Annotated in this window: 22 protein-coding genes; all 22 read right to left on the bottom strand. The window is 44.5% G+C overall.

Annotated features, from left to right (window positions below; genetic code table 11):
* Positions 1-10 precede the first annotated feature (10 nt).
* The 22 genes from AC04Q4_RS15880 to AC04Q4_RS15775 all read right to left on the bottom strand — a co-directional run bounded on the left by AC04Q4_RS15880 (position 11) and on the right by AC04Q4_RS15775 (position 19,876).
* The gene (locus AC04Q4_RS15880; RefSeq protein ID WP_476389275.1) at positions 11-1,747 is read right to left on the bottom strand and encodes a CD1108 family mobile element protein; all 1,737 of its coding nucleotides are present in this window, start codon (positions 1,745-1,747) and stop codon (positions 11-13) included.
* Positions 1,740-2,123, bottom strand: a complete 384-nt coding sequence (locus tag AC04Q4_RS15875) for a DUF3851 family protein (RefSeq protein ID WP_476389274.1) — start codon at positions 2,121-2,123, stop codon at positions 1,740-1,742. Before AC04Q4_RS15875 ends, AC04Q4_RS15880 begins: the two co-directional genes overlap by 8 nt.
* Entirely contained in the window at positions 2,120-4,519 is a 2,400-nt protein-coding gene (locus tag AC04Q4_RS15870) for a VirB4-like conjugal transfer ATPase, CD1110 family (protein WP_476389396.1), read from the bottom strand. The genes AC04Q4_RS15875 and AC04Q4_RS15870 overlap by 4 nt, the downstream gene beginning before the upstream one ends.
* On the bottom strand, positions 4,476-4,931 hold the full coding sequence (locus tag AC04Q4_RS15865; protein ID WP_009272665.1) for a PrgI family protein: 456 nt from the start codon (positions 4,929-4,931) through the stop codon (positions 4,476-4,478). Before AC04Q4_RS15865 ends, AC04Q4_RS15870 begins: the two co-directional genes overlap by 44 nt.
* Before the next feature lie 20 nt (positions 4,932-4,951).
* Positions 4,952-5,821 (bottom strand): VirB6/TrbL-like conjugal transfer protein, CD1112 family, encoded by an 870-nt coding sequence (locus tag AC04Q4_RS15860; protein ID WP_024724981.1) that lies wholly within the window; start codon positions 5,819-5,821, stop codon positions 4,952-4,954.
* A gap of 69 nt (positions 5,822-5,890) precedes the next feature.
* The gene (locus AC04Q4_RS15855; RefSeq protein ID WP_118736852.1) at positions 5,891-5,962 is read right to left on the bottom strand and encodes a hypothetical protein; all 72 of its coding nucleotides are present in this window, start codon (positions 5,960-5,962) and stop codon (positions 5,891-5,893) included.
* Between the two features lie 87 nt (positions 5,963-6,049).
* On the bottom strand, positions 6,050-7,747 hold the full coding sequence (locus tag AC04Q4_RS15850; RefSeq protein ID WP_015521926.1) for a recombinase family protein: 1,698 nt from the start codon (positions 7,745-7,747) through the stop codon (positions 6,050-6,052).
* A 26-nt stretch (positions 7,748-7,773) separates the two neighbouring features.
* Positions 7,774-7,956 (bottom strand): hypothetical protein, encoded by a 183-nt coding sequence (locus tag AC04Q4_RS15845; RefSeq protein WP_015521925.1) that lies wholly within the window; start codon positions 7,954-7,956, stop codon positions 7,774-7,776.
* A 303-nt stretch (positions 7,957-8,259) separates the two neighbouring features.
* Positions 8,260-8,376, bottom strand: coding sequence for a putative holin-like toxin (locus AC04Q4_RS15840; protein WP_015543458.1), 117 nt, complete (start codon positions 8,374-8,376; stop codon positions 8,260-8,262).
* A 264-nt stretch (positions 8,377-8,640) separates the two neighbouring features.
* Entirely contained in the window at positions 8,641-10,548 is a 1,908-nt protein-coding gene (locus AC04Q4_RS15835) for an AAA family ATPase (protein ID WP_023843669.1), read from the bottom strand.
* Positions 10,549-10,586: 38 nt separating this feature from the next.
* Positions 10,587-12,314 (bottom strand): MobQ family relaxase, encoded by a 1,728-nt coding sequence (mobQ, locus tag AC04Q4_RS15830; RefSeq protein WP_173900119.1) that lies wholly within the window; start codon positions 12,312-12,314, stop codon positions 10,587-10,589.
* Positions 12,314-12,679, bottom strand: a complete 366-nt coding sequence (locus tag AC04Q4_RS15825) for a DUF3847 domain-containing protein (RefSeq protein WP_015543456.1) — start codon at positions 12,677-12,679, stop codon at positions 12,314-12,316. The genes mobQ and AC04Q4_RS15825 overlap by 1 nt, the downstream gene beginning before the upstream one ends.
* Positions 12,680-12,879: 200 nt before the next feature.
* Positions 12,880-13,110, bottom strand: a complete 231-nt coding sequence (locus AC04Q4_RS15820; protein ID WP_003864582.1) for a hypothetical protein — start codon at positions 13,108-13,110, stop codon at positions 12,880-12,882.
* On the bottom strand, positions 13,098-13,664 hold the full coding sequence (locus AC04Q4_RS15815; RefSeq protein WP_020944841.1) for a DUF3990 domain-containing protein: 567 nt from the start codon (positions 13,662-13,664) through the stop codon (positions 13,098-13,100). The genes AC04Q4_RS15820 and AC04Q4_RS15815 overlap by 13 nt, the downstream gene beginning before the upstream one ends.
* Positions 13,657-13,881 carry a DUF3791 domain-containing protein gene (locus AC04Q4_RS15810; protein ID WP_003864584.1) on the bottom strand — a complete coding sequence of 75 codons (225 nt, stop codon included), beginning with the start codon at positions 13,879-13,881 and terminating at the stop codon, positions 13,657-13,659. Before AC04Q4_RS15810 ends, AC04Q4_RS15815 begins: the two co-directional genes overlap by 8 nt.
* 321 nt (positions 13,882-14,202) lie before the next feature.
* Positions 14,203-15,714 (bottom strand): hypothetical protein, encoded by a 1,512-nt coding sequence (locus tag AC04Q4_RS15805; RefSeq protein ID WP_003864585.1) that lies wholly within the window; start codon positions 15,712-15,714, stop codon positions 14,203-14,205.
* A gap of 112 nt (positions 15,715-15,826) precedes the next feature.
* Positions 15,827-16,009 carry a DUF6440 family protein gene (locus AC04Q4_RS15800; protein WP_003864586.1) on the bottom strand — a complete coding sequence of 61 codons (183 nt, stop codon included), beginning with the start codon at positions 16,007-16,009 and terminating at the stop codon, positions 15,827-15,829.
* Between the two features lie 33 nt (positions 16,010-16,042).
* Entirely contained in the window at positions 16,043-16,357 is a 315-nt protein-coding gene (locus tag AC04Q4_RS15795) for an L-2-amino-thiazoline-4-carboxylic acid hydrolase (RefSeq protein WP_040466130.1), read from the bottom strand.
* Between the two features lie 94 nt (positions 16,358-16,451).
* Entirely contained in the window at positions 16,452-16,877 is a 426-nt protein-coding gene (locus tag AC04Q4_RS15790; RefSeq protein ID WP_003864588.1) for an N-acetyltransferase, read from the bottom strand.
* A gap of 131 nt (positions 16,878-17,008) precedes the next feature.
* The gene (gene ltrA, locus AC04Q4_RS15785) at positions 17,009-18,304 is read right to left on the bottom strand and encodes a group II intron reverse transcriptase/maturase (protein ID WP_009323505.1); all 1,296 of its coding nucleotides are present in this window, start codon (positions 18,302-18,304) and stop codon (positions 17,009-17,011) included.
* Between the two features lie 497 nt (positions 18,305-18,801).
* Positions 18,802-19,323, bottom strand: coding sequence for a GNAT family N-acetyltransferase (locus tag AC04Q4_RS15780; RefSeq protein ID WP_003864592.1), 522 nt, complete (start codon positions 19,321-19,323; stop codon positions 18,802-18,804).
* Between the two features lie 346 nt (positions 19,324-19,669).
* On the bottom strand, positions 19,670-19,876 hold the full coding sequence (locus AC04Q4_RS15775) for a helix-turn-helix domain-containing protein (protein ID WP_003864593.1): 207 nt from the start codon (positions 19,874-19,876) through the stop codon (positions 19,670-19,672).
* Between the last annotated feature and the right edge of the window lie 139 nt (positions 19,877-20,015).

Raw genomic sequence — 20,015 nt, 5'->3', positions numbered from 1 at the left:
AAAATCTCTGTTACCAGTTCATCAGCCCGTAGCCCTTAATGCTTTGATAATTCAGGTAATAACTTTTGATCTTGCAGGCATCGCCGGAATTTCCCTCCACGGTATAAACACGGCTGCCATCCGTACCGATCACGATACCCACATGGTCTGCTGTCCCATCCAAATCCCAGTCAAAGAAAATTGCATCTCCGGGAGCCAGATTGTTATAGCCTCTTGCACCCCATTGTCCATGAGACTGGAACCACGGAACGCCCTGCCACTCACAGCCTGCAAAGCGCGGTTCACTTTTTCCTGCCTGGTTATAGCACCAGGATACGAAGCAGGCGCACCATTCCACGCGGCTGTCAAAGCCGTACCAGCTCCAGTAGGGATAACCGCCCACATTGCCCACCTGACGCTTGGCCAGTTCCACCAGTTGAGGATTGCCGGGGCGGGTACCGTTAATGAACTGCACACCGGACAGATCTTCCGAACCGCTGGTATCAGGGGAGCCGCCGCCAAACAACAGCGGCTTATTGCCCATGGTCTGCCGGTAAACCTGATACATTTTCATCTGCTCCGGGGTCAGAAGTTCCGACGCCACAGCGGAAATGGGCTTGCTGGCGAGTTTCACATTCAAAATGTAATACTCATAGGGAACTTCTTCTGATGTGGTCTCGCCGGTCTCCGGGTCGGTTGAGGTCTCCGTGCGGTAGCGAATCTCCACTTCCTCAGTAAGCGTTAGCTGATACTGTGCTGCAAACACACGCGCCAGCTCTGCCTGAGCGCTCTGCCGGGTGTAGCCTTGCAAAACGGCAGACAGAAATGCTGCCAGCTCATGAGGGTCATGACCGATCATACCAAGGTCATAGCGATACTCGTCATACCCTGGGTGGCTGCTTTCTATGTTGTCGATTTCCTCCTGCAACTGGGCTTCTCTGGCTGCATAATCTGCCTCCACCGCCAGCATTTCCGGGTCATCCGACGGATAGGTGGTGCCGGAGAGAACGGAACCGATGCTCTGCGCCATCATGGAGCAGGAGGACATGGTATTCATCAGCATACAGGTAATGAGGAACAAAACCCCTGCCATCAGGAAACCCTTCTTGTGGCGCATGACGAATGCCCCTGCCTGCTGTACCTTTTCTTTTACCGTCCTTGCGGCTTTTCCGGTTTTGGATGCAGCCTGGGCGGTATTTCCGGCAGTCTGACCGGCGTGTTTGACGGCGGCATACTGCTTTTTGATGACCTGCTTTTGCTGCCAGCGGGAAAGAGGGTTGCTGGCAAACTGGGGATTTTCCTGCAAAGATTTCTGGTACAGAACATTTACATTTGCCTTTTCCAGTTGACGCTCTGCCTGGGCTGCTTTGCGGTACGGCTTCAGCTTGTGGCTGCGATAGCCCTCCCGCACCAGATAAGCGCCGGTCTCCACCGCTTCCTCGGACTTGTGGGCGCTTTCCACGCCCACATTGTCCTGCTCTGTTTCCCGGATCTCTTTGTGGAGCTTGCCTGCGACCAGATGGACGGGAGCTTCCCTGACTCCTTGAGAAACTTTGGAAGGTGGCTTTTTCTTGTCCTCAAAGGTCAGCTTCGAGGTCTTTTTTCCGGTATCCGGGTCAATGACCGTCTGCCTGACCTTTTTCTTTGGGATATTGGCCTGCGCCTTATCTGCTCTGGCCGCAGCTTTCTCCGCTTTACGGATCGGCTTTTCCAGTGCAGGATCAGACCGTTCCTCATCAGTAAAGCGCAGGCGCGGCTCTTTATTCAAACCATTCTCCCAGCATGAGGGAGGACATCATGTAGTGCAGCTCTGCATAAATGGCCATTCCCACAGGATCGTTGAACATACAGCCGGACAGGTAGGCATAAAACTGTGCCACCACATCGGACAGGATTTTCGCTTCGGTTCCTTCCAGAACCAGACCACCCATACCTTCCTTGGCACGGATGGTGCTCCAGACCTCTGCCAGACGAAGCAGCCCCACCTGACCGGTCTCATTCAGTTCGGCTGCCTGATCTGCCGCCGTGCGGCACTCACTTACCGCATCGGCCATGACCGTAAGCAGCTGGCTGCGCTTGGCATTTACCGCCCTGTCAAAAAACATCAACGGGTTTTGATTCAAAATGTTGGGGTTCATAATCATTCATCCTCCTTTTTCAATTCTTGAGGTTTGGTGGTCATAATGCGGTAAAGTTCGGTGTTCTTCGGGAAGTGGTCTACAAACGGCAGGATCGTGGAGCCATAGAACAGCAGGCCCTCACCCTCACCGGAGTGGGTCACATAGCTAAGCTGGTGCGTGGAAATGCCCAGCTGCTTGGCGAGAATCTGGCGGTCTCCGCCTGCCTGGTTGAGCATATACACGAAGTCGGAGTTTTCAAAGATGTTCTCTACCTCGCGGCTGCTCAAAAGGTCTTTGACATTCTGAGTAATACCTGTCGGAATACCGCCCCATTTACGGAATCGCTTCCAGATTTCCACCGTATAGGCAGCGGTCTGTTCCTCCTTCAAAAGCAAGTGCATCTCGTCGATGTAGTAACGGGTAGACTTGTGGGCAGCGCGGTTAATGGTAACGCGGTTCCACACCTGATCCTGTACCACCAGCATACCGATTTTTTTAAGCTGCTTGCCCAGTTCCTTGATGTCATAGCAGACAATGCGGTTGTTGATGTCCACATTGCTCTGGTGGTTGAACACATTGAGGGAGCCGGTTACATAGATTTCAAGAGCCGTAGCGATATACTGGGCTTCCTTTTCCTCCTGTTCCCGAAGCAGATTATACAGATCCTCCAGTATGGGCATATTCTCCGGGCGCGGGTCATTGAGATAGGTCTGATAGACCAGACGCACACAGCGGTCAATGATGGTTTTCTGCACCGGCTGTAAGCCCTCCTTACCGCCCACGATCAGCTCACACAAGCTGAGGATAAAATCAGATTTGAGGGACAGTGGGCTTTCATCATCCGAGTAGTCCAGGTTCAGGTCCATCGGATTGATGTAGTTGGCAGAGGTAGGCGAAATCTTGATGACCTGCCCATGCAGACGCTCAACAAGAGGTGCGTACTCCGCTTCCGGGTCACAGATAATGACATCATCACTGGTAAGCAAAAAGCAGTTGGCGATTTCTCGTTTTGCGCTGAAGGACTTACCGGAACCCGGCGTACCCAAAATCAAGCCGTTGGGGTTTTTCAGCAGCTTTCGATCCACCATGATGAGGTTGTTGGACAGGGCGTTGATGCCGTAGTACAGAGCCTCTTTGCCGTTCTGGAATAATTCCTGTGTGGTGAACGGTACAAAGATAGCCGTAGAACTGGTGGTCAGTCCTCGCTGGATCTCAATCTGATTGAGTCCCAGGGGCAGACAGCTCATCAGCCCTTCTTCTTGCTGGAAGTCCAACCTGGTCAGCTGACAGTTATACTTCTGGGCAATGGAGCCTGCCTGGAAAATGTTGTTGCCAAGCTGACGGGGATTGTCCGATGTGTTCAGCACCAGAAAGGTCAAAAGGAACATTCTCTCGTTGCGGCTCTGCAAATCCTGCAAGAGTTTTTTCGCTTCACTGCCGTAAGTAGCAAGGTCAGATGGAATGATGTCCATGTCGTATCCGGCGCGGACTGCTTTTTTCTGTTCCTCGATCTTACTGCGGTCCAGGTCGGTAATCTTGCGCTTTATCGTTTTGATGGCTTTCACCTGATCCACCGACTGAATGTGCATACTCACAATGAGCGAGCTTTCCATATCCAGAAAATCAGCCAGCAGACGGTCATTCAGCTCCGGTGCGAGAATCTGCAAAAAAGAAACAGCCCCGTATTTCTTGCCCATACGGAACTGCTTGCCGGTGCGGAACTCAAAGGAGCTTGGTGCAATAAAATCCTTTGTGGACAGACCGGAAGGAGCCAGCCAGTCCCATTCAAACTGAAACGGGAGTTGTTCATCCATGTGGAATACCGCATGAAGCTGAGAAAGCCTTTCTTTACCGTCCAGCGTTCTGGCAGCTACACCAAGACGCTTGAAGTTATTAAGTATATCGGTCTCAATACGCTCCAGACGGGGCTTGGCGGCTTTGATGCTGTCTGCGTCGATACCAAAGGTCAGGTATTTGGTCTTGATGAGGCCGTTGTTACCTCTGGCCAGCTGATTTTGCAGCATTGTGGTATATTCCTCGCGGATACTGTCAAAGGCATCCCCCTGGGGCGGAATGAAAATGGAGTTAGCAAAGGTCTCCTCCGATGCCGCAAGGTTCAAAAAAGACAGCTGGAAATGAATCGAGCTGTCAAAATAATTGAGGAAATCACACCAACCCTCAAAGATTGCCGTCTTATCTTCGTTTTGGGAGAGCTGATAGTTGATATCCTGAAACTGAATGGTCTTTGTGTAGTGGCTGTCCGATACGCGGCAGATTCCGTCCGGCCACATCCGTTCATAAGGGATACTGTCCTGCGCAGATTTTCCTTTTTTGTCCGTGTGGTTGGCGCGGACAATGGCCGCGTCGATCTGTTTCTTATCGGCGCGGGACAGCTTTTTCTTTGTCTTTACCGGCTGCACAGTTTTTTCCTCGGTTTTCCCGAACATCCGATGCAGCCATTTTTTTATTGCGGTGAACAATGTCATACACCTCCTTATCGAGCATTTCCTGCCGCTTTAATACGGCATAAAAGTTATTGGTCTGGTAGGGACGCTGCTTGGGACGGATCACAGCTACTTTGAGAATGTTGCCCACGATCTTTTCAAGGGGCTGTCCATGCTTTTCGTACATAGCCAGCATAAAGAAGGGCAGCATAACCAGCATCATACACATAGCCGCTACACTGTTTCCGGTAGGTTTTCTGAGCAAAAAGAAAAGCGGTACGCCAATAAGCGCTCCGCCCGTGAAACAGATAAGCTGCCGCTTGGTCAGATTGAACATGACCTTTGTTTTGACTTTTGTTAAGTCCTTGGGTACGGGTACATAAGCCAATGTGGAAACCTCCTTCCGTTTTAATGCGCCTGAAAGACTGATTTGGCGAGACTGCCGGTTTTGAACAGCGTAAAACATAGCAGTACGGTGTAGCCCACGCAGCTCCAGATTGCCATGATGATGTCATCTTCCAGAGCGATGTTCTGCACCAGCACAGCATAAATTGCCACGCAGACGATAATGAGAAACGCCTGAAAGCCCAGCGCCAGCAGGGATCGGAGGTAATTCTGGCCCATACCGCCCCATTCTTTACCCATCATTGCAGCCATTGGAACGGGAGCCACCGAAGTCACAAGGTAGATTTCGATCATACGGCCATAAATAACGATAAAGATACAGATATATAACGCCCACATAGTAATGCCAATAAAGAGGGATTGGAACCACAGTCCAAACAGCGGTCCCAGATCCATTTCCATCAGCCTCGGTTCCAGATCGGTCATAACTGAGGAAATGTCAATGGACGCATCCGAATTGATAACCCCTGCCGCCTGCGCCACTACGCTCTGCGCCATATCAAAGACGCCCATCACGATATTCCATGTATTTGTGACAATGAGGATGGCAGCGGCTGATTTGAACACCCACTTGAAAATCATCCAGGTGTCCACATCATGCAGGTTGTTCTTGTCTGCGATCATCTGGATCAGGTCTACGGTCATCACGATAGCCAGGATCACGCCTGCAATCGGCACCATGATGGAGTTGGACAGATTCTCAATCATGCTGAAAATACTGCCATTCCATCCCTGTGGGGTCTGGCCTACCTGTACGGATATATCCGCGACCTGCTGGTTTACACTGTCAAACATCCCCGAAAGGTTGCTCATAATGCCGCCCACCAGCATTTCTTTCAGCCAATTTGTCAGGGCTTCAAGTAAGAAATCCATGCGGTGTCAACCTCCTTTCCGCCGCCCCCGCAAAGCTGCGGGAGCGGCAAGGATTTCATACGGAGACGCTTAGACAGAGAAAAGCCCGGAGAGCAGAGGTACAAGGACCATGCCGACCACGGCTACACCAGCACCGGCCATGAGCTGTTTTATGTCTTTTATGAGAAAATATTTGCTCGAAATGAGCCTTGAAAAGATTAAAATAGATTAAATTTTGATAGATTTTTCTTATTTATGGGAGCCGGAACCTCTTTCGATGGTTCCAAGCTCCGGTATTGGTTTTAAGTTGAAATGAATTTCCATTGTGACCGTTTCAGGAGTACGGCAGTAATTTTCTGTTCCGTCTTTCTCCTGCGGTTCTGAGATAACGATTTTACTGATCAGCCGGTTCAGAAGATTGGCATCCAGTTCTTTGATGTCCGCATACTCGCTAATATCGTCAATCCACTGCTGGGACTGTGCATCCAGTTTTTCTTCCGTATTCAGCACACTCTCATTCTGGAAAAGTTCCTTTTTGATATCTGTCTGCTCCTTCTGTGTCTTCTCCAGCATCTTATCAAAAACAGATTCTGTAATCTTGTCATTGATAAGGTCATCATACAGTTTTGCAATCAGCCGGTCTAACGTTTCCAGGCGGTCTTTCTGCTTTGATACCAGCTTCTCCAGACTTTCCCTGTGTCCCTGTGTATCTTCCTCGCATAACTCCTTTACCCGGTTTTCCAGTTCTGTTCCGTCTCCGGTAACTGCTTTTGCACATTCCTGGATTCTGGTAAGGACTGCATCATACAGGTCATCAGCGTCCACCCGGTGCTGGGTACAATGTGCTTTCCCCTTATGGATATAAGTGGAACAGGTATAAACTTCATGCTGGTCTTTGGTGTGCGTCTTCTTCAACGTCAACGCACCGCCACACTCTGCACAGCGGAGTAATCCGGCAAACATGCTGTATTCTCCCTGTTCTGTCTGGCGTTTCCTGCCTTTCATCTTTGCCTGTACCAGATCAAATACATCCTGCGGAATGATTGCTTCGTGGGTATCCCTGACTGTGATCCAGTCCTCCGGAGCTTTATCTCCCTGATTGCCAATCTTGAAACGGTAGTACCTTTTCTGGGAAGCCATGTCACCACAGTAAACGGGATTCATCAGCAGGGATTTCAGATAGGATTCATCCCATACATATTTCCCATTTTCCGGGTCTTTCTTTTCCCATTTTGTGTAATAGGTGCGGAGTCCCCGTTTCCGGTGCCACCATGACGGGCAGGGAATCTGCTGGCGTTCCAGTTCTCTGGATATAAAGTTAATCCCATGACCGTCCACCGCCCACTGGAAAATTTTCCGGACAATCGGTGCTGTCTCGTCGTCAATCAGGAGATGTCCCTTTTCCTCCGGGTCTTTCTGATATCCCAGTGGTGGAACAACACCTGTAAACTTTCCCTTGGTTGCCTGCAGGTGATAGGACGCATGGACTTTCTTGGAAATATCTCTGGAATACATCTCGTTCAGCACGTTCTTAAATGGGGCAATCTCATTGTCTCCGGCAAAGGTATCCACATTATCATATAATGCGATATACCTTACTCCATGCTTTGGGAAAAACTCCTCCATCAGAAATCCTGTCTGTACATGGTTTCGTCCCAGTCGGCTCTGGTCTTTGGTAATTACAAGATTCACCAGTCCTTTTTCACAGGCTTTGAGAAGTCTCTGCAAATCAGGTCGGTCTGTGTTCAATCCTGTATAACCATCGTCCTGAAACACATCCACCACCTGCCAGCCCTGTGACTGACAGTAATTCACCAGTATGTCTCTCTGGTTGGAGATGCTGGCACTCTCTCCGGTCAATTCGTCATCTTTGGAAAGTCGGCAGTATACACCAACTCTCCAGGTTGCATTTCTTTCTATATTGTTACTCATATATCTGTTGTTCATCTGATACCTCCGTTACTTTGCACATCCTACGCAGATTTCAGATTACTGAACTCATAATCATTATACTGCTTATCTTTCATTATTGCAAGTTTATCTTTTGTTTTCGTGTCACGTATTTTCTGTGCGATCACCTCTGCAAACACTTCTTTTGCGTCCTGATCACCGTCAAAATATACTCTGATGTTGATAATTTTCTTCTTCACTGCCATTGTAAAACCTCCATTTTTTGCAAAAAAAGAGCAGCTAATCCATTTTTACAGATTAACTGCCCAGACTGTTGGTTACATATATTAAAATTTTTGTATTAACATTTCAGAAATTGGGGATATAATAAAGACAGGGATAAATCCCTGTCAGATGAACTGCATATTTTAATTTTCCCATTGAAAACAAGAGGAATGTGTGGTACATTTGTTATAGGAAAAGCACCCACTCCAAAGTGGATGCCGCCTGAGTTGACTAAATGGTCTTACGACCACCGCCTATCCTGTTGGCAGACAGGATAGGCATTTTTATTTCCTCTTGTTCTTCCGATCAAGAAAGGCAATAATCGCAATTAACAGGCTACCAAAAGCGATCAGTAAACTGAGTACGCCTAAGAATATTGAGATAATCTCATAAGCTGTCATATCACGCACCTCCTTTCTTTCATCTCAGAACCCCGAAAGGCTCCGGTCTGTAAATATCAGGAGGCAGCCACACCCTGTCACAGGTGCTTCCCCGTAACATTGCTGTTACCGGATAATCATACCATTATATCCGCCATATTACAATTCATTTTTGTTCCAGATTCACAGCAATCCTTATTCTGTATGGATACCTGCTATTTCCGTTTGATTGCCTTGCACCGGCAGACGGCAGACGGCAGATAGGGTATCTATAAAGCCTGCCGTTCACTCCAAAATTCTGCCGTCACCCATTCTCCCTTGTTTTTTTAATCGAATGGTATTTTCCTGCTTTTCATTCATCCGATAATCCAGTTCTTCTTTCATCCGGCTTCTGGCTTCTCGCATGGTTCTCTGGGAGATTCCCTGTGCTTTTGCCTTTTCATCCAGTTCCCGGATTGTGACTGCATTTCCGTCTGCAAGCAGTTCATAGATCAGTTTCGTTCCCCGTTGCAGTTTTGTTTCTGTCGGCTTTCCTTCCTTTCCGTCCAGAAGATCATCTGCGGAAATCTCATAAGCTCCCACCCAGCGGAATCCTTCTTCATCTCCAAGTTTAAATGCCATCGTCTCACCTGGAGGTGCAAGAGAACTTTTCTCATGGATCAGTACTCTTGTTGTCGGGTCTTTCTTTACTTTCCCGATAAAAAGCAGGCTTCTCACCGCCGCCATGATATCAATAGAACCAAGTCCCCGGTAAGTACTCTGTGTCCCTGAAGATTTATTCAGATGTCCGATCAGCACAATCGCACAACCGGTCTTTTCAGCGATCATTCCCAGTTTCCGGAATACCGGACGGACTTCATTTGCCCGGTTCATATCCACATCGGCACCGATAAAAGCCTGTACCGGATCAATGATTAAAAGTCTGACCTGATTCTGACGGATTGCTTTTTCAATACGGTCATCGGATAACGTCAATGCTTCCTCTGTATCATCAATGACCATCACCCGACTCAGGTCTGCTCCTGCTTCCACCAGCCTCGGCTTAATCGTATCTCCCATACCGTCTTCTGCAGTCTGATAGATCACATTAAAAGGTTCAATCTCTTCCATGTTCGGGAAAGTCTTACGGTTCGTGCAGGCTGCGGTCAGCATCATGGCAAAATAAGTTTTTCCCTCTCCTGGATTGCCCTGAATAATCGTCAGTTTTCCAAATGGCAGATAGGGAAACCACAGCCATTCTACACTGGTCTGTTCAATGTCTTCATAACACAACATCGGCACCAGTTCTTCCTTCTCCGGTACTTTCATTGTAACTGTTTCAATGATTGATTTCTTCCTGTCTGCATTTTTATCACAGAGGATTTCATTCCAGTCCTTTCGGGACGGTTTCAGACGGATGACACTGTATCCGTCCGGGATTTCTATTGCCAATTTCTCACTGGCTTCATTCCCTGCATGGTCATTATCCAGGCACAGGAAAACCGAAGTAATCTGAGGGCGTTCAGAAAGAAAAGCCATCAGTGCCGCACTGGAAATGCCACCCAGACTCAGGTAGCTCCGCTTTTTCCAGTCTTTGGGAAATAATTGGATAAAAGAAAGCAGATCAATGGCTGCTTCAAACACAAACAACTGATTATCCGTCCCTCTGTGACAGAATCCGTAAGATTTATCAGATTCAGCCACATCTCCCCGGTATTTTGTTTCACCAGTTCCCCTGCAATGGGCATATCTTGGAATACCGTCTGCATCTCTGCCAACAAACACCACATTATGGTGCTTCTTTTCTTCATAAATATCCCCACTGCCGATCCATTCCTCCACCATATTCTTTTCAATCCCTCTGTTTTCTGTCAGATATCTGATGATTCTATCATTATTTTCCTCTTTCTCTGGTAATCGGAAGTCAGGGGACGGGGCGGGGCAGGTACTGTTCCTGCCTTCGCCTTCCTCCCCGGTTAGCATCTTGACAGCTTCCGGAAATGTGGCATTGTAAAATTCCATCACAAAATCCACCGGATAGCCACCCCTCCCCTGACTGTGCCTGTACCACCGGTTTCCGGATACCGTTACACTGTCATGCTTTTTCCAACGGTATTCCTTTCCGCTTTTCCCTAGTTGTTCTCCCTGTGCGCTCAGAAAAGAAACAAGATCTGTCTGATTTGCTCTTATAATTTGTTCTTCTGTATACTGCATTTTGCTCATCCTTTCCCGTCTGTCCTGCTGACAGACTGTTATAAACTCATGTCATAGTTTCGCTTTTTCTTCACTGCCTGTTGTTTTGCATCACGCTCTGCACACTCTTTCTTTTTTTCATCCAGTTTTCTCAGAAGAGAGGTCTTCTTTTCTGGATTCTGCTCCGACTGGTTCAACGGCTGTTGCTCTGCTTTCCCGTTTTCTTCAAGAATCTCTTTCGCCTGAACTGTGTAAAATGTCGGGAACTTCACCTGCTTCTCCCTTTTTTCTTCTGAACGCCCGGAAGTATCTGCTTCTGCCATTTCCCGGTCACGTCTGGCAATATCCGCACAGCTCTGTACCTTTTTCACAAAAGTTAGTTCCTCCTGGTACGGCTGATTATCTGCTTTCAGCTCTTCGATCCCCGCCTGAAGTTCTTCTTTCTCCCGTTTCCATCTGGCAGTTGGCACTTTTCCATTTTTATCCAGATGTTGTTTCAGTTCCCGTTCACATTTGCGGTAATAATTGATTTCTTTTTTATGCTGCTGATAATATCTCTCCCGTCTTTTCTGAAAATAGAAATGGTTATACTCATCAATCAATGGCTGATTTGTTTTTATTACCTCTGCCATCTTTTCCAGATTCTCAAGTTCCTTTAACTGTTTCCGCTTTTCAGAAATTTCTTTTTTACTGACAGAAACAACACCGTTCAGTTCCTCAATCCGTTCCTGCAAGTCATCCATCGTTTCTATCTGATGTGTCTGAAGATAACTGATGGATTTTGCAAACTCCTGTAAATTGGAGAGATTCTTACCTCTCTGTTTCATCTCCGCATAAAAATTGGGAAGTGGTGGTCTGCCCTGTGTCTTTTTATCATAATAATCCTGCAGGCTTTCCAGCAGTGTCGGGTTCTGCCTGCGATCCAGCTCTGCTTTCATTTCCTCATAAGCTGTCTTCATCCACTGAATGGATTCTTTCAGAGAAATAAACATCTGGTTAAACTGCCGGATTGCCCGGTTCAATTCTCCGATCACCGTTTTGATTCCCTTTTTCTCCATTGCCCGGACTTCATATCCCTCATGGATGGTCGGGATCAGGTCAATCCCCTGTTCTTTGTAGGAACGGTGGTCGATTCTGAATGCCATGTGGCACTCCCTGAATTTCCCATTTACTTTCTCTGTCCATGCCCGCCGCCATTCTTTTAAAAGCTCCGGATCATTCCATCCGGTAGTAGAAACAGCATTGAACATATCTTTTCCTTTGGCATCCTTCACCCGGTTTCCATCCTCATCAAGAATATATTCCCTTCTCTGCTTATTGCCCCAGATTCCTTCCTCTGTAAAAGGACGGATTGGGACAAGCACATGGAAATGGGGATTATCCGGTTCTTCTTCATTTTCCGCTTTTCCCTCATGGACTGCCAGATCCACGATCATGCCACGTGCCACAAACTGCTCCTGGCAGAACTCTTTTGCCAGTCTGATATTTTCCTCAAGTGTCAATTCATTCTGCAGTGCAATGTCAAACGAATAGGCAAGCTGTGCCTTGTTGTTCCGTTCCACATGCTCCACCTCGTTCCAGAGTGTTTCCCTGTCAGTCAGACGCTCTGGCACATACTCCGGTGTCAGGATTTCTGTAAATATCACACCTGACTTGCTCGTATAATCGTGTATCTTGTTGTAATAACTGTCAAAAATCCTCTGCCCGGAAATATAGGCTGCGGAAGCGACCACCATCTGCCCTTTCCCTCTGGATACATTCCTTACTGAAAAATGATACAGTGCCATTAACTGTCATCTCCCTTCTCTGTCTTTTTTACTGCTTCTGCAATCTGCTGTTGATCTTTGTGTAAGGCGGCTATATGAGCCTGCCGCACAATACTCTTGTTGTAACTGCTGTTCTGCAGTTGATTCATCATGTCCTGGACGTCTTCCTGTTCCAGATCTCTGGACAGCGGAAATACTTTCTCAAACTCTGCCCCTTTGACAATCAGCCGGTGGGAACGTTCCCTGCGTTCTACCAGCTTCTTCCGCTGCTCCAGAATGTTTTTGTGGTGAATTGCTGCCTCCAGTTCCTGTCTGCTCTTTTCCATGTTGGCCTTCAGTTCCTCCAATGACATGGATTCATACTTTGGATTTTTTGCTCTGCTCATTTTCTTGTACTCCTTCTTTTTTCTGTAAACAAAAAGAACCGGCTTATTCATGAATGCCGATTCCTGGGTATAAAAAACTGAGGTCGTTGTCCTGTGATTAGGAAATGCTGACCTCAGCGTTTTTGAAATATTTAATTGTTGCTCCTTGGAATGAAAGTCTTTGTCACCATTGTCGTATAAATTTAAACTCACATCCCATATCAGGATTTCTTTAATTCTTCCATATACAGTTCAGCTATATATGCCGGACCAGTGCACCACAGCTTTGTCTTCTCATCATACAGTGCTTTTCCTGTCTTTGAACACAAAAAATCTGTCAATACCTCGTTTCTGTCCTTGCCTGTCTCTTCTGCGATTTCATCTGTCACCATAGTGATCAGAAGGTCGATTGTATAATTCATTTTTTCCTTTGGAATTGTTACTTCAGCCATATCTTCTCACCTTTCACAAATTTCAGACACTCAATAGCTGCCTCAGTTTTAAAGCAGTATTGATCTTTCAATTTATTCGGCAGCAACTGTCTGATACAGAAATCGTCTGCTACTTTATCACCTGCAGTCCCAAAAGCACCCGCAAGATAAGCGGTAAGAGTAGCGTTTGTTGCATCATCCGCAATCTTTCCTGCAATGATATCATATTTTGCCATTTCACGTTCAACCTCAATAAACATTTTTTTCTTTCGGTGAGCGGCGATACAATGTAACCAGTCCACATCTGCATTTTCAAAAATATGCGTTTCAAGATTTTCTGAAAGTTTGAATTCAAAAGTTGAAATATATCCAAACTTCTGCCCCTCTTCAATTGTTCCGGTTGCGATGGCTTTGGCTATTGAGGTTCTCAGAAAACTTTCTGCCTGTTCCTTTGATGTGGTTAAATAAAATCCCTGTCCAAAATCTTTTCTCTTTGCACATTTGGCAAGATCTGGCTCTTTTACTTCACAATAACTTCCATGATAGAGAACAAATCCATCTTTTAACTCAAGCACTAATCTCTATCCCCTTTCTTTGCAAAAATTCAGTAATATCTTCAAGCACAGCTTCATCGCCTTCACAATGAAAAATCCCATAGCATTTTTCTATATATCCAAGAACATCGGCTTCTTTAAACAAGTGGATAATCTGTTCAACAGGTAAATGCCACTCTTCTGAAGCAAGCCGGATTAGTCTTGTTTGCATAAAAGTAATCTCTGTTTTCTCACTCATTATGAATCCTCCTCATTTTCTTAGTCAGTAAAACCGGAATTGTTGATTACCAAGGCATATTTCCAAATCGACTAATAAAAGTTACTGTTAGTCCGGTTTTATCAATCATTGCAAGTTTTACGATTGCGCCTGTACTGTTTGCTTTCCTCCGTCGACATTCAAATCTGTTGCCGTGGCACCTGGATCAGCGCAGTTCACCTCTTATGTCTTGGAGTCCTTTTGCATACTTCCAAAAGAACCCAGTCCGCTTGAAACATTTACGATAATAGTTTTATTTTTTTCTCATTGTCATACAATGCACCTACTTCCCCAGAATTTATTTTACCACGTATTCTTCTGTTCGTCTGTCACCTGCATCGTATCTGCATTTACCAGATAAAAATCTACCAATTCGGTCTCGTAATTGCCATCCGGATATACTTTTTCTAACACCAGTTCTTCGCAGGAATTACCATCTGCATCTGTCTTGGAACCATTATCGTACAGACAGTATCTCACATTCACCGTATTACCGTTCTTTGTTTCCTGCGTTTCGCTGACGACAGCATAGACTTCTCCCTTTGCATTCGCCGTGTAACTGAACGCCATATTTTGAAGTGTATTCTGCTCCTGAAGGTAATTATAAACTGCCAGCATTGCATTTTGAATTGTCAGACCATCATGCTGCCCTTCTGTCTCGTAATCTTCTATGGTATTTCCACTCTGAATATCCTCTGAATCTGTTGAATTCTCTGTATCCAAATCCGGTAATTCTGTAGTATCCTCTTCTTGATTATCTTCTTCATCTATTGTATCCGAAGACCACCACAGACCATCCATACTCTGCATAACAAATGGATTATTGGTTCTGTATCTCCGTTCACCACCATAATCTTCCTGCACAGTTATATACGTATATTTGCTGTCACAACCAGTCACCGTTTCTGTTCCATCCATTCCGAACACTACACTCAGACCACTCATTCCAATAATCAAAAGTGCAAATATCGCAGCAGCTCCATAGACAATTATCAATGCCACTTTGTTTTTACCGAATTGTATGGATAATGCCTGGCAATTGTGTCTGTATAAACTCACGATCCCCCAGATCAAAAGAACCGCCAGACTGATTGTAATAACAGTAATCGATATTTCTGCGAAACGATATCTCACTTCATATCCCATATCACGTTTTATACCATACCACAATCCATAGAAGAAGGTACTATACGCAAGAACCAAAGTAATGATACTGATCCGTATCGGATGCTCTTTTTTATCCGGCACTGCCTTCTTCAGTGCCTCTGCCATCTGCGCTGCCGCTCTCTGCTCTATCCACATAGCAAGCTCTGCTTTTGACGGATATGTGCATTTAGTATCCGGAATCCCTGCGTAACACATCTGGCTCTCTTGAATCCCTGTCGCATCTCCTGCTGCCATTGCTGTAACCACTTTCAGGTAATAATACAACTTCAACTGTGCTGGATTGAATTTATCTATACGAATATCTGCCAGCTCCTGTGCAGCCCGTTCATAATTGTTAAGGAGTACACTCATCCGTGCCATAACCAAAAGCATCTGATTCGCTACAGCAGGGTAACGGTGATATTGCTTCTCATATAAATACCGTGCATACTCATGTCGTTCTTCCGGTGTTAACCGATAGGACTTCTTTCTATTCTGTGCCAGCATCGCAATTCGCAGACCATAAGCCAATTCCAAAATTGCAATCAGCTGGCAGATAAATGCACCAAATCCCCAGATATCCGTTGTATACCGCACATAGGTCACCAACACAATGCCTAGCATTGCCGGAATCACGATCAACCATTTTGTCCAACCTGATCTTCTCATAAAAATCTCCTGAATTGTTTTTCTGAATATAGTATATTACCGCACACACCAATCGACCATATACATATTGTGACGATGCTGTTACTTACCATAACAGTTGCTGTTTCTAAGGTCATCTATTTATAGCCTGAGAAATAACTGGTTTCCCATCTCTGTCCAACAATGGAGTCAGTCCACCTGAATACCCACATGCATGATATAAATAATTCACACCAGTTTCCTTATCCACCCATATCTCAGTAGTAGTTAATGCTCCCTGAGAATATATTTTTTCAAATCTCTCTTCTTTCGCCATTTTCAATTTCCTCCCATAATCAATTTTTCGGTTTTATAAAAAATGTTTCTCTGTTACTTTCTCGATTGTATCATGACATACAGTTCCATCTTCGGCAATCGTCGATTTTCTGATAAATCTCGAATGATGCTTTAATACTCCATAAGCATACCAGTCATGGTTGCAAAATACTTTGCAGAACTCTGCATAGCCATGTTCCTTACAGGTATCGAAATACAGACACCTGCTGATTTCATAAGTAAATCCACTATCATCATCCTGCAAAATTTCTGTCTCCCAACATACCTTTTTTTCGCCCTCCAGATCATCTACCAGAGACTGTCTCACAATCTTATAGCCATTCGGCAATAAATCGACATGCTTTTTTCTCTTTTTCCGTTACCATATTTTCTCCCAACTTGCACACTAAGTCATAATTTTCCAAACACTAAAACTTGAATTTCTATTTCTGCTGCCATGCCATTACATAGTCTTTTTCTCCAGTAGCTTCATCCAAACCGCTATACTGAATCTCAAATCCTTCTCTTTGATAAAAGGATATTGCCCGTGTATTTTTTTGATATACATTTAAGATTAATTTGTTTCTTTTTCCCTTTACATAGTTTAGCAAAATTTTACCTATACCTTGAGATTGCATTTCGGCAGAAACAAAAATACCTTCAATGTATTCGTTACTTAACCCTATAAAACCCTGTATTTCCTGTTTATCCTCGTAAACATAGACAGTTGCCTGTAATAGAAGTTCTTTTACTAACTCAAAATTACTTTTCCAATATTGAGCAGAGATAAAATAATGTGTCTTTATATTTGTATCTAACCATATTTCTGCAACTTTATTTATATCCACTTTCCGTAATTCTCTAATCATAACGGTGATGCTCCTCAAACTCCGATTTTCTCAATTTTTCAGTCGAGTAGACTAAGACCTCTCAATCTTAGCCCCTCACAGATCCGTACGTGCGGCTTTCCCGCATACGGCTCCTCATAGTAACATTCGCTTCAATATAAACAATAGTACGTTTTAGGTTTTGCTAACGGGTAATACTTGAGCATTTCCACAAATCCATTCCATGTGTATGCCCGTCTACAACCTCTCCGATTCATGGCTTTGAATAGAAACTGTTGTACTCTATGCAGGAATGTTGTTATCTTCCGAAAATTCCATGTAACACCATAATACCGATAGTGTCCAATTAGTTTTACGTTCAACTCTTTAATTATTTCTCGCATTGGTCGATTTCGATTATCGTAAATCCAGTTCTTGTATGCTCTAACCTTTTGCTCTAACTTCTTTCTTGAAGTCTGTACCTTTGGCACGAAACCTCCCTTTCGAGTTTTGCTACAATAGAAGGTAAACCCCAGAAAATCAAATGTTTCAGGTTTACATTCTCCTCTTGCTCTACGATTCTGCTCTGCAAATCTCCCAAATTCAATTAGTCTGCTTTTACTACTTTCCAGCTCCAGTCCAAACTTTTCCATTCGTTCCTTTAACTCTTTATAGTATCTTTCAGCTTCTGACTTATATTGAAATCCTGCAACAAAATCATCCGCAAAGTTGACGAGAAAACACTCTCCCTGCATTTCCCTTTGCACCACCAGCTTAAACCACAGCGTCAGCACATGATGCATGTATATATTTGCAAGCATCGGACTCATTGCTGAGCCTTGTGCCGAACCTTCCTCTGTTGGCTCGAATTTTCCTTGCTCCATTATTCCTGCTTTAAGGTATTTACGTATTAGCCACAATAAGTTCTTATCCTGTATATTCCATTCAAGGAACTTCATCATCCAATCATGGTCGATATGGTCAAAGAAACCTTTGATATCGGCATCTACGATATAGCTGATTTTTCCATAGCTTATCCGTTGGTATACTTCTTTTATTGCTTCGTGACACCCCCTATTCGGTCTGAATCCATACATGCAGTTTAGGAATCTCGGTTCATAAATAGCTCCCAGTATTTTCTTCACTGCCATTTGTACAATCTTATCTTCATAGGAAGCAATCCCTAATGGTCGTTTCTTTCCATTTCCTTTAGGTATATATACCCTCAGTGACGGAAGTGGCTTAAAGGATTTGTTTTTCAACCTCTGTACCAGTTCCTTGATATTTCTATCAAGGTTCTTCCCATACTCATCCTTAGTTACCTTGTCAATTCCGACTGCTTTGTTCCCATCTAATTCCTTATGGCATTGCTTTAGCATATCTTCATTTATCAAGTGGTACACTGATGTAAATATAGGATGTTTTGATGTTGCTGATATCTCAGCTATTCTTACTAATTTCGTTTCCATTATTTCCTCCGTCCCTGAGTACGGATAATGTGTCCTCAGTAAGACCTTTACTATGCAATCCCCTTCCCTCCATCGGCATTGCCCGATTTCTACAGTACTATGGGATTGTCCGACCACCTACCATTCATTTGAAATACTCCGTTTTCAGTTGCAATTTCATACTCTTCTTCGAGAAATGGCAGGTTCTCCCCAGTTGATGTGTATTCACAATGTAAAACATGATTGGTTCTCTGACTCCGCAGTGCCACATAACACTCGCCATATCGCATTACATGATATTGTCTTCCGCACCAATTAAGACGTCGACCGACTGAAGTTAACGTTTCGAAGCTCAATCACTATTCAACCCTGCTTTCTTGCTGTCTACGCTTGTCAGATGCCGTTACCGGCATCATCCCAAGACTCGCTATTATCTGGTTGGCTAAACCTTGGATAAACCGGAATCCCACCGGCTTGACTACACACCCTTAGCTGGGCGCACAACTGGAATTTACGAACTACAATATCTTTTCGAGAAAAAGATGGTTTTTGTGTGCAATTACATCTCCAACTTTTTTAGAAGCACTAGCAATTATTTCAAATCCATTTTTTTGATACAAAGATAGCGCAGGAATATTTTGACTTCCTGTATCCAAACGTAGTGCCCTGCAACTATTTTTTTGTGCTAATTCTGTAGCGAATTTTATTAGTGATGATGCAATTCCTTTACCAGACATACTCGGACGTACCATTAAAAGGTGAATTACCATTACCTCATCTTCAGATAATTTTTCTTTCCAAGGAATAGTTGCATATTCTATTGGTTGAACTTTATCAATAATGATACTTCCAACAATTGTTCCGTTTTCTTCATATACAAACAAAGCACCAGCATAAATAGCCCGTTCTGCATCATCTTTCGTTGGATAAACCCCTTTCTTAAATACAGTAAAGGCTGTATGATTCAGTTCATACTGGAAATGCTCATTGTAAGTATCTTCAATCGAATTAACATCTTTTAGTATTGCTTTTCTAATCATAAAATCTCTCCACAAATTTTGATTTCACACTTTCTTTCCCCTTATATGTCTATATCTGAAATATTCAGTCACAAACTTTATCAGGGATAGGCATCTGTGCCGCAAGGGGATCTTCCCCTTGTACGAAATCTCTGATTTCGCTGTATTTCCCGGTTTGAGATTTCTTGAAATCGGGAACAGCACCGCAGGTCGCACGATACAGGCAGATGGAATTGCCTGTATAGAAGTGCGCTCTTAGCGTTGCTAAGAGATTTATGCCGTATCCGGCGTGTTATCTTTTTTCAATTTCTTTTTTCGACTTCTGAAGCATTCTTCCAGTTTTAATAATTTGACATGTCTGCTCTTGTTACTCATCATCTGTAAATTCCAGCATCTCATCAACGGTGCAGTCCAGCTTCTTGCAGATCTTCTCAATCGTCTCCATTGATACATACTGGTTTTTTCCCATCCTGGCAAGAATATTTCCACTGATCCCGGTGAGGTACTGCATCTCTATCCGCTTCATATTTTTATCTATGAGCATTTTCCATAATCTGTTATAACTTACGCCCATAAGCAACCTCCATATTTTTCATCTGAACATATTTTGATTATATCACGATTTCGTTAGGTTGAATACCTGTAATTTTTGATGTCTTCTGTAAAATGGAAAAGAGGATGCCCCGACAAAGGGCAACCTCTCCAACCATTTA

The organism is Blautia sp. HA8986 (genome assembly GCF_056504635.1).
This window is presented reverse-complemented; position numbering and strand designations above follow the sequence as displayed.

Excerpts from the sequence above, each read along its gene's own strand:
- AC04Q4_RS15875 (WP_476389274.1), bottom strand. The coding sequence starts at position 2,123 with ATGATTATGAACCCCAACATTTTGAATCAAAACCCGTTGATGTTTTTT.
- AC04Q4_RS15860 (WP_024724981.1), bottom strand. The coding sequence starts at position 5,821 with ATGGATTTCTTACTTGAAGCCCTGACAAATTGGCTGAAAGAAATGCTG.
- AC04Q4_RS15850 (WP_015521926.1), bottom strand. The coding sequence starts at position 7,747 with ATGAACAACAGATATATGAGTAACAATATAGAAAGAAATGCAACCTGG.
- AC04Q4_RS15845 (WP_015521925.1), bottom strand. The coding sequence starts at position 7,956 with ATGGCAGTGAAGAAGAAAATTATCAACATCAGAGTATATTTTGACGGT.
- AC04Q4_RS15840 (WP_015543458.1), bottom strand. The coding sequence starts at position 8,376 with ATGACAGCTTATGAGATTATCTCAATATTCTTAGGCGTACTCAGTTTA.
- AC04Q4_RS15835 (WP_023843669.1), bottom strand. The coding sequence starts at position 10,548 with ATGCAGTATACAGAAGAACAAATTATAAGAGCAAATCAGACAGATCTT.
- mobQ (WP_173900119.1), bottom strand. The coding sequence starts at position 12,314 with ATGGCACTGTATCATTTTTCAGTAAGGAATGTATCCAGAGGGAAAGGG.
- AC04Q4_RS15825 (WP_015543456.1), bottom strand. The coding sequence starts at position 12,679 with ATGAGCAGAGCAAAAAATCCAAAGTATGAATCCATGTCATTGGAGGAA.
- AC04Q4_RS15820 (WP_003864582.1), bottom strand. The coding sequence starts at position 13,110 with ATGGCTGAAGTAACAATTCCAAAGGAAAAAATGAATTATACAATCGAC.
- AC04Q4_RS15810 (WP_003864584.1), bottom strand. The coding sequence starts at position 13,881 with ATGAGTGAGAAAACAGAGATTACTTTTATGCAAACAAGACTAATCCGG.
- AC04Q4_RS15805 (WP_003864585.1), bottom strand. The coding sequence starts at position 15,714 with ATGAGAAGATCAGGTTGGACAAAATGGTTGATCGTGATTCCGGCAATG.
- AC04Q4_RS15800 (WP_003864586.1), bottom strand. The coding sequence starts at position 16,009 with ATGGCGAAAGAAGAGAGATTTGAAAAAATATATTCTCAGGGAGCATTA.
- AC04Q4_RS15790 (WP_003864588.1), bottom strand. The coding sequence starts at position 16,877 with ATGATTAGAGAATTACGGAAAGTGGATATAAATAAAGTTGCAGAAATA.
- ltrA (WP_009323505.1), bottom strand. The coding sequence starts at position 18,304 with ATGGAAACGAAATTAGTAAGAATAGCTGAGATATCAGCAACATCAAAA.
- AC04Q4_RS15780 (WP_003864592.1), bottom strand. The coding sequence starts at position 19,323 with ATGATTAGAAAAGCAATACTAAAAGATGTTAATTCGATTGAAGATACT.
- AC04Q4_RS15775 (WP_003864593.1), bottom strand. The coding sequence starts at position 19,876 with ATGGGCGTAAGTTATAACAGATTATGGAAAATGCTCATAGATAAAAAT.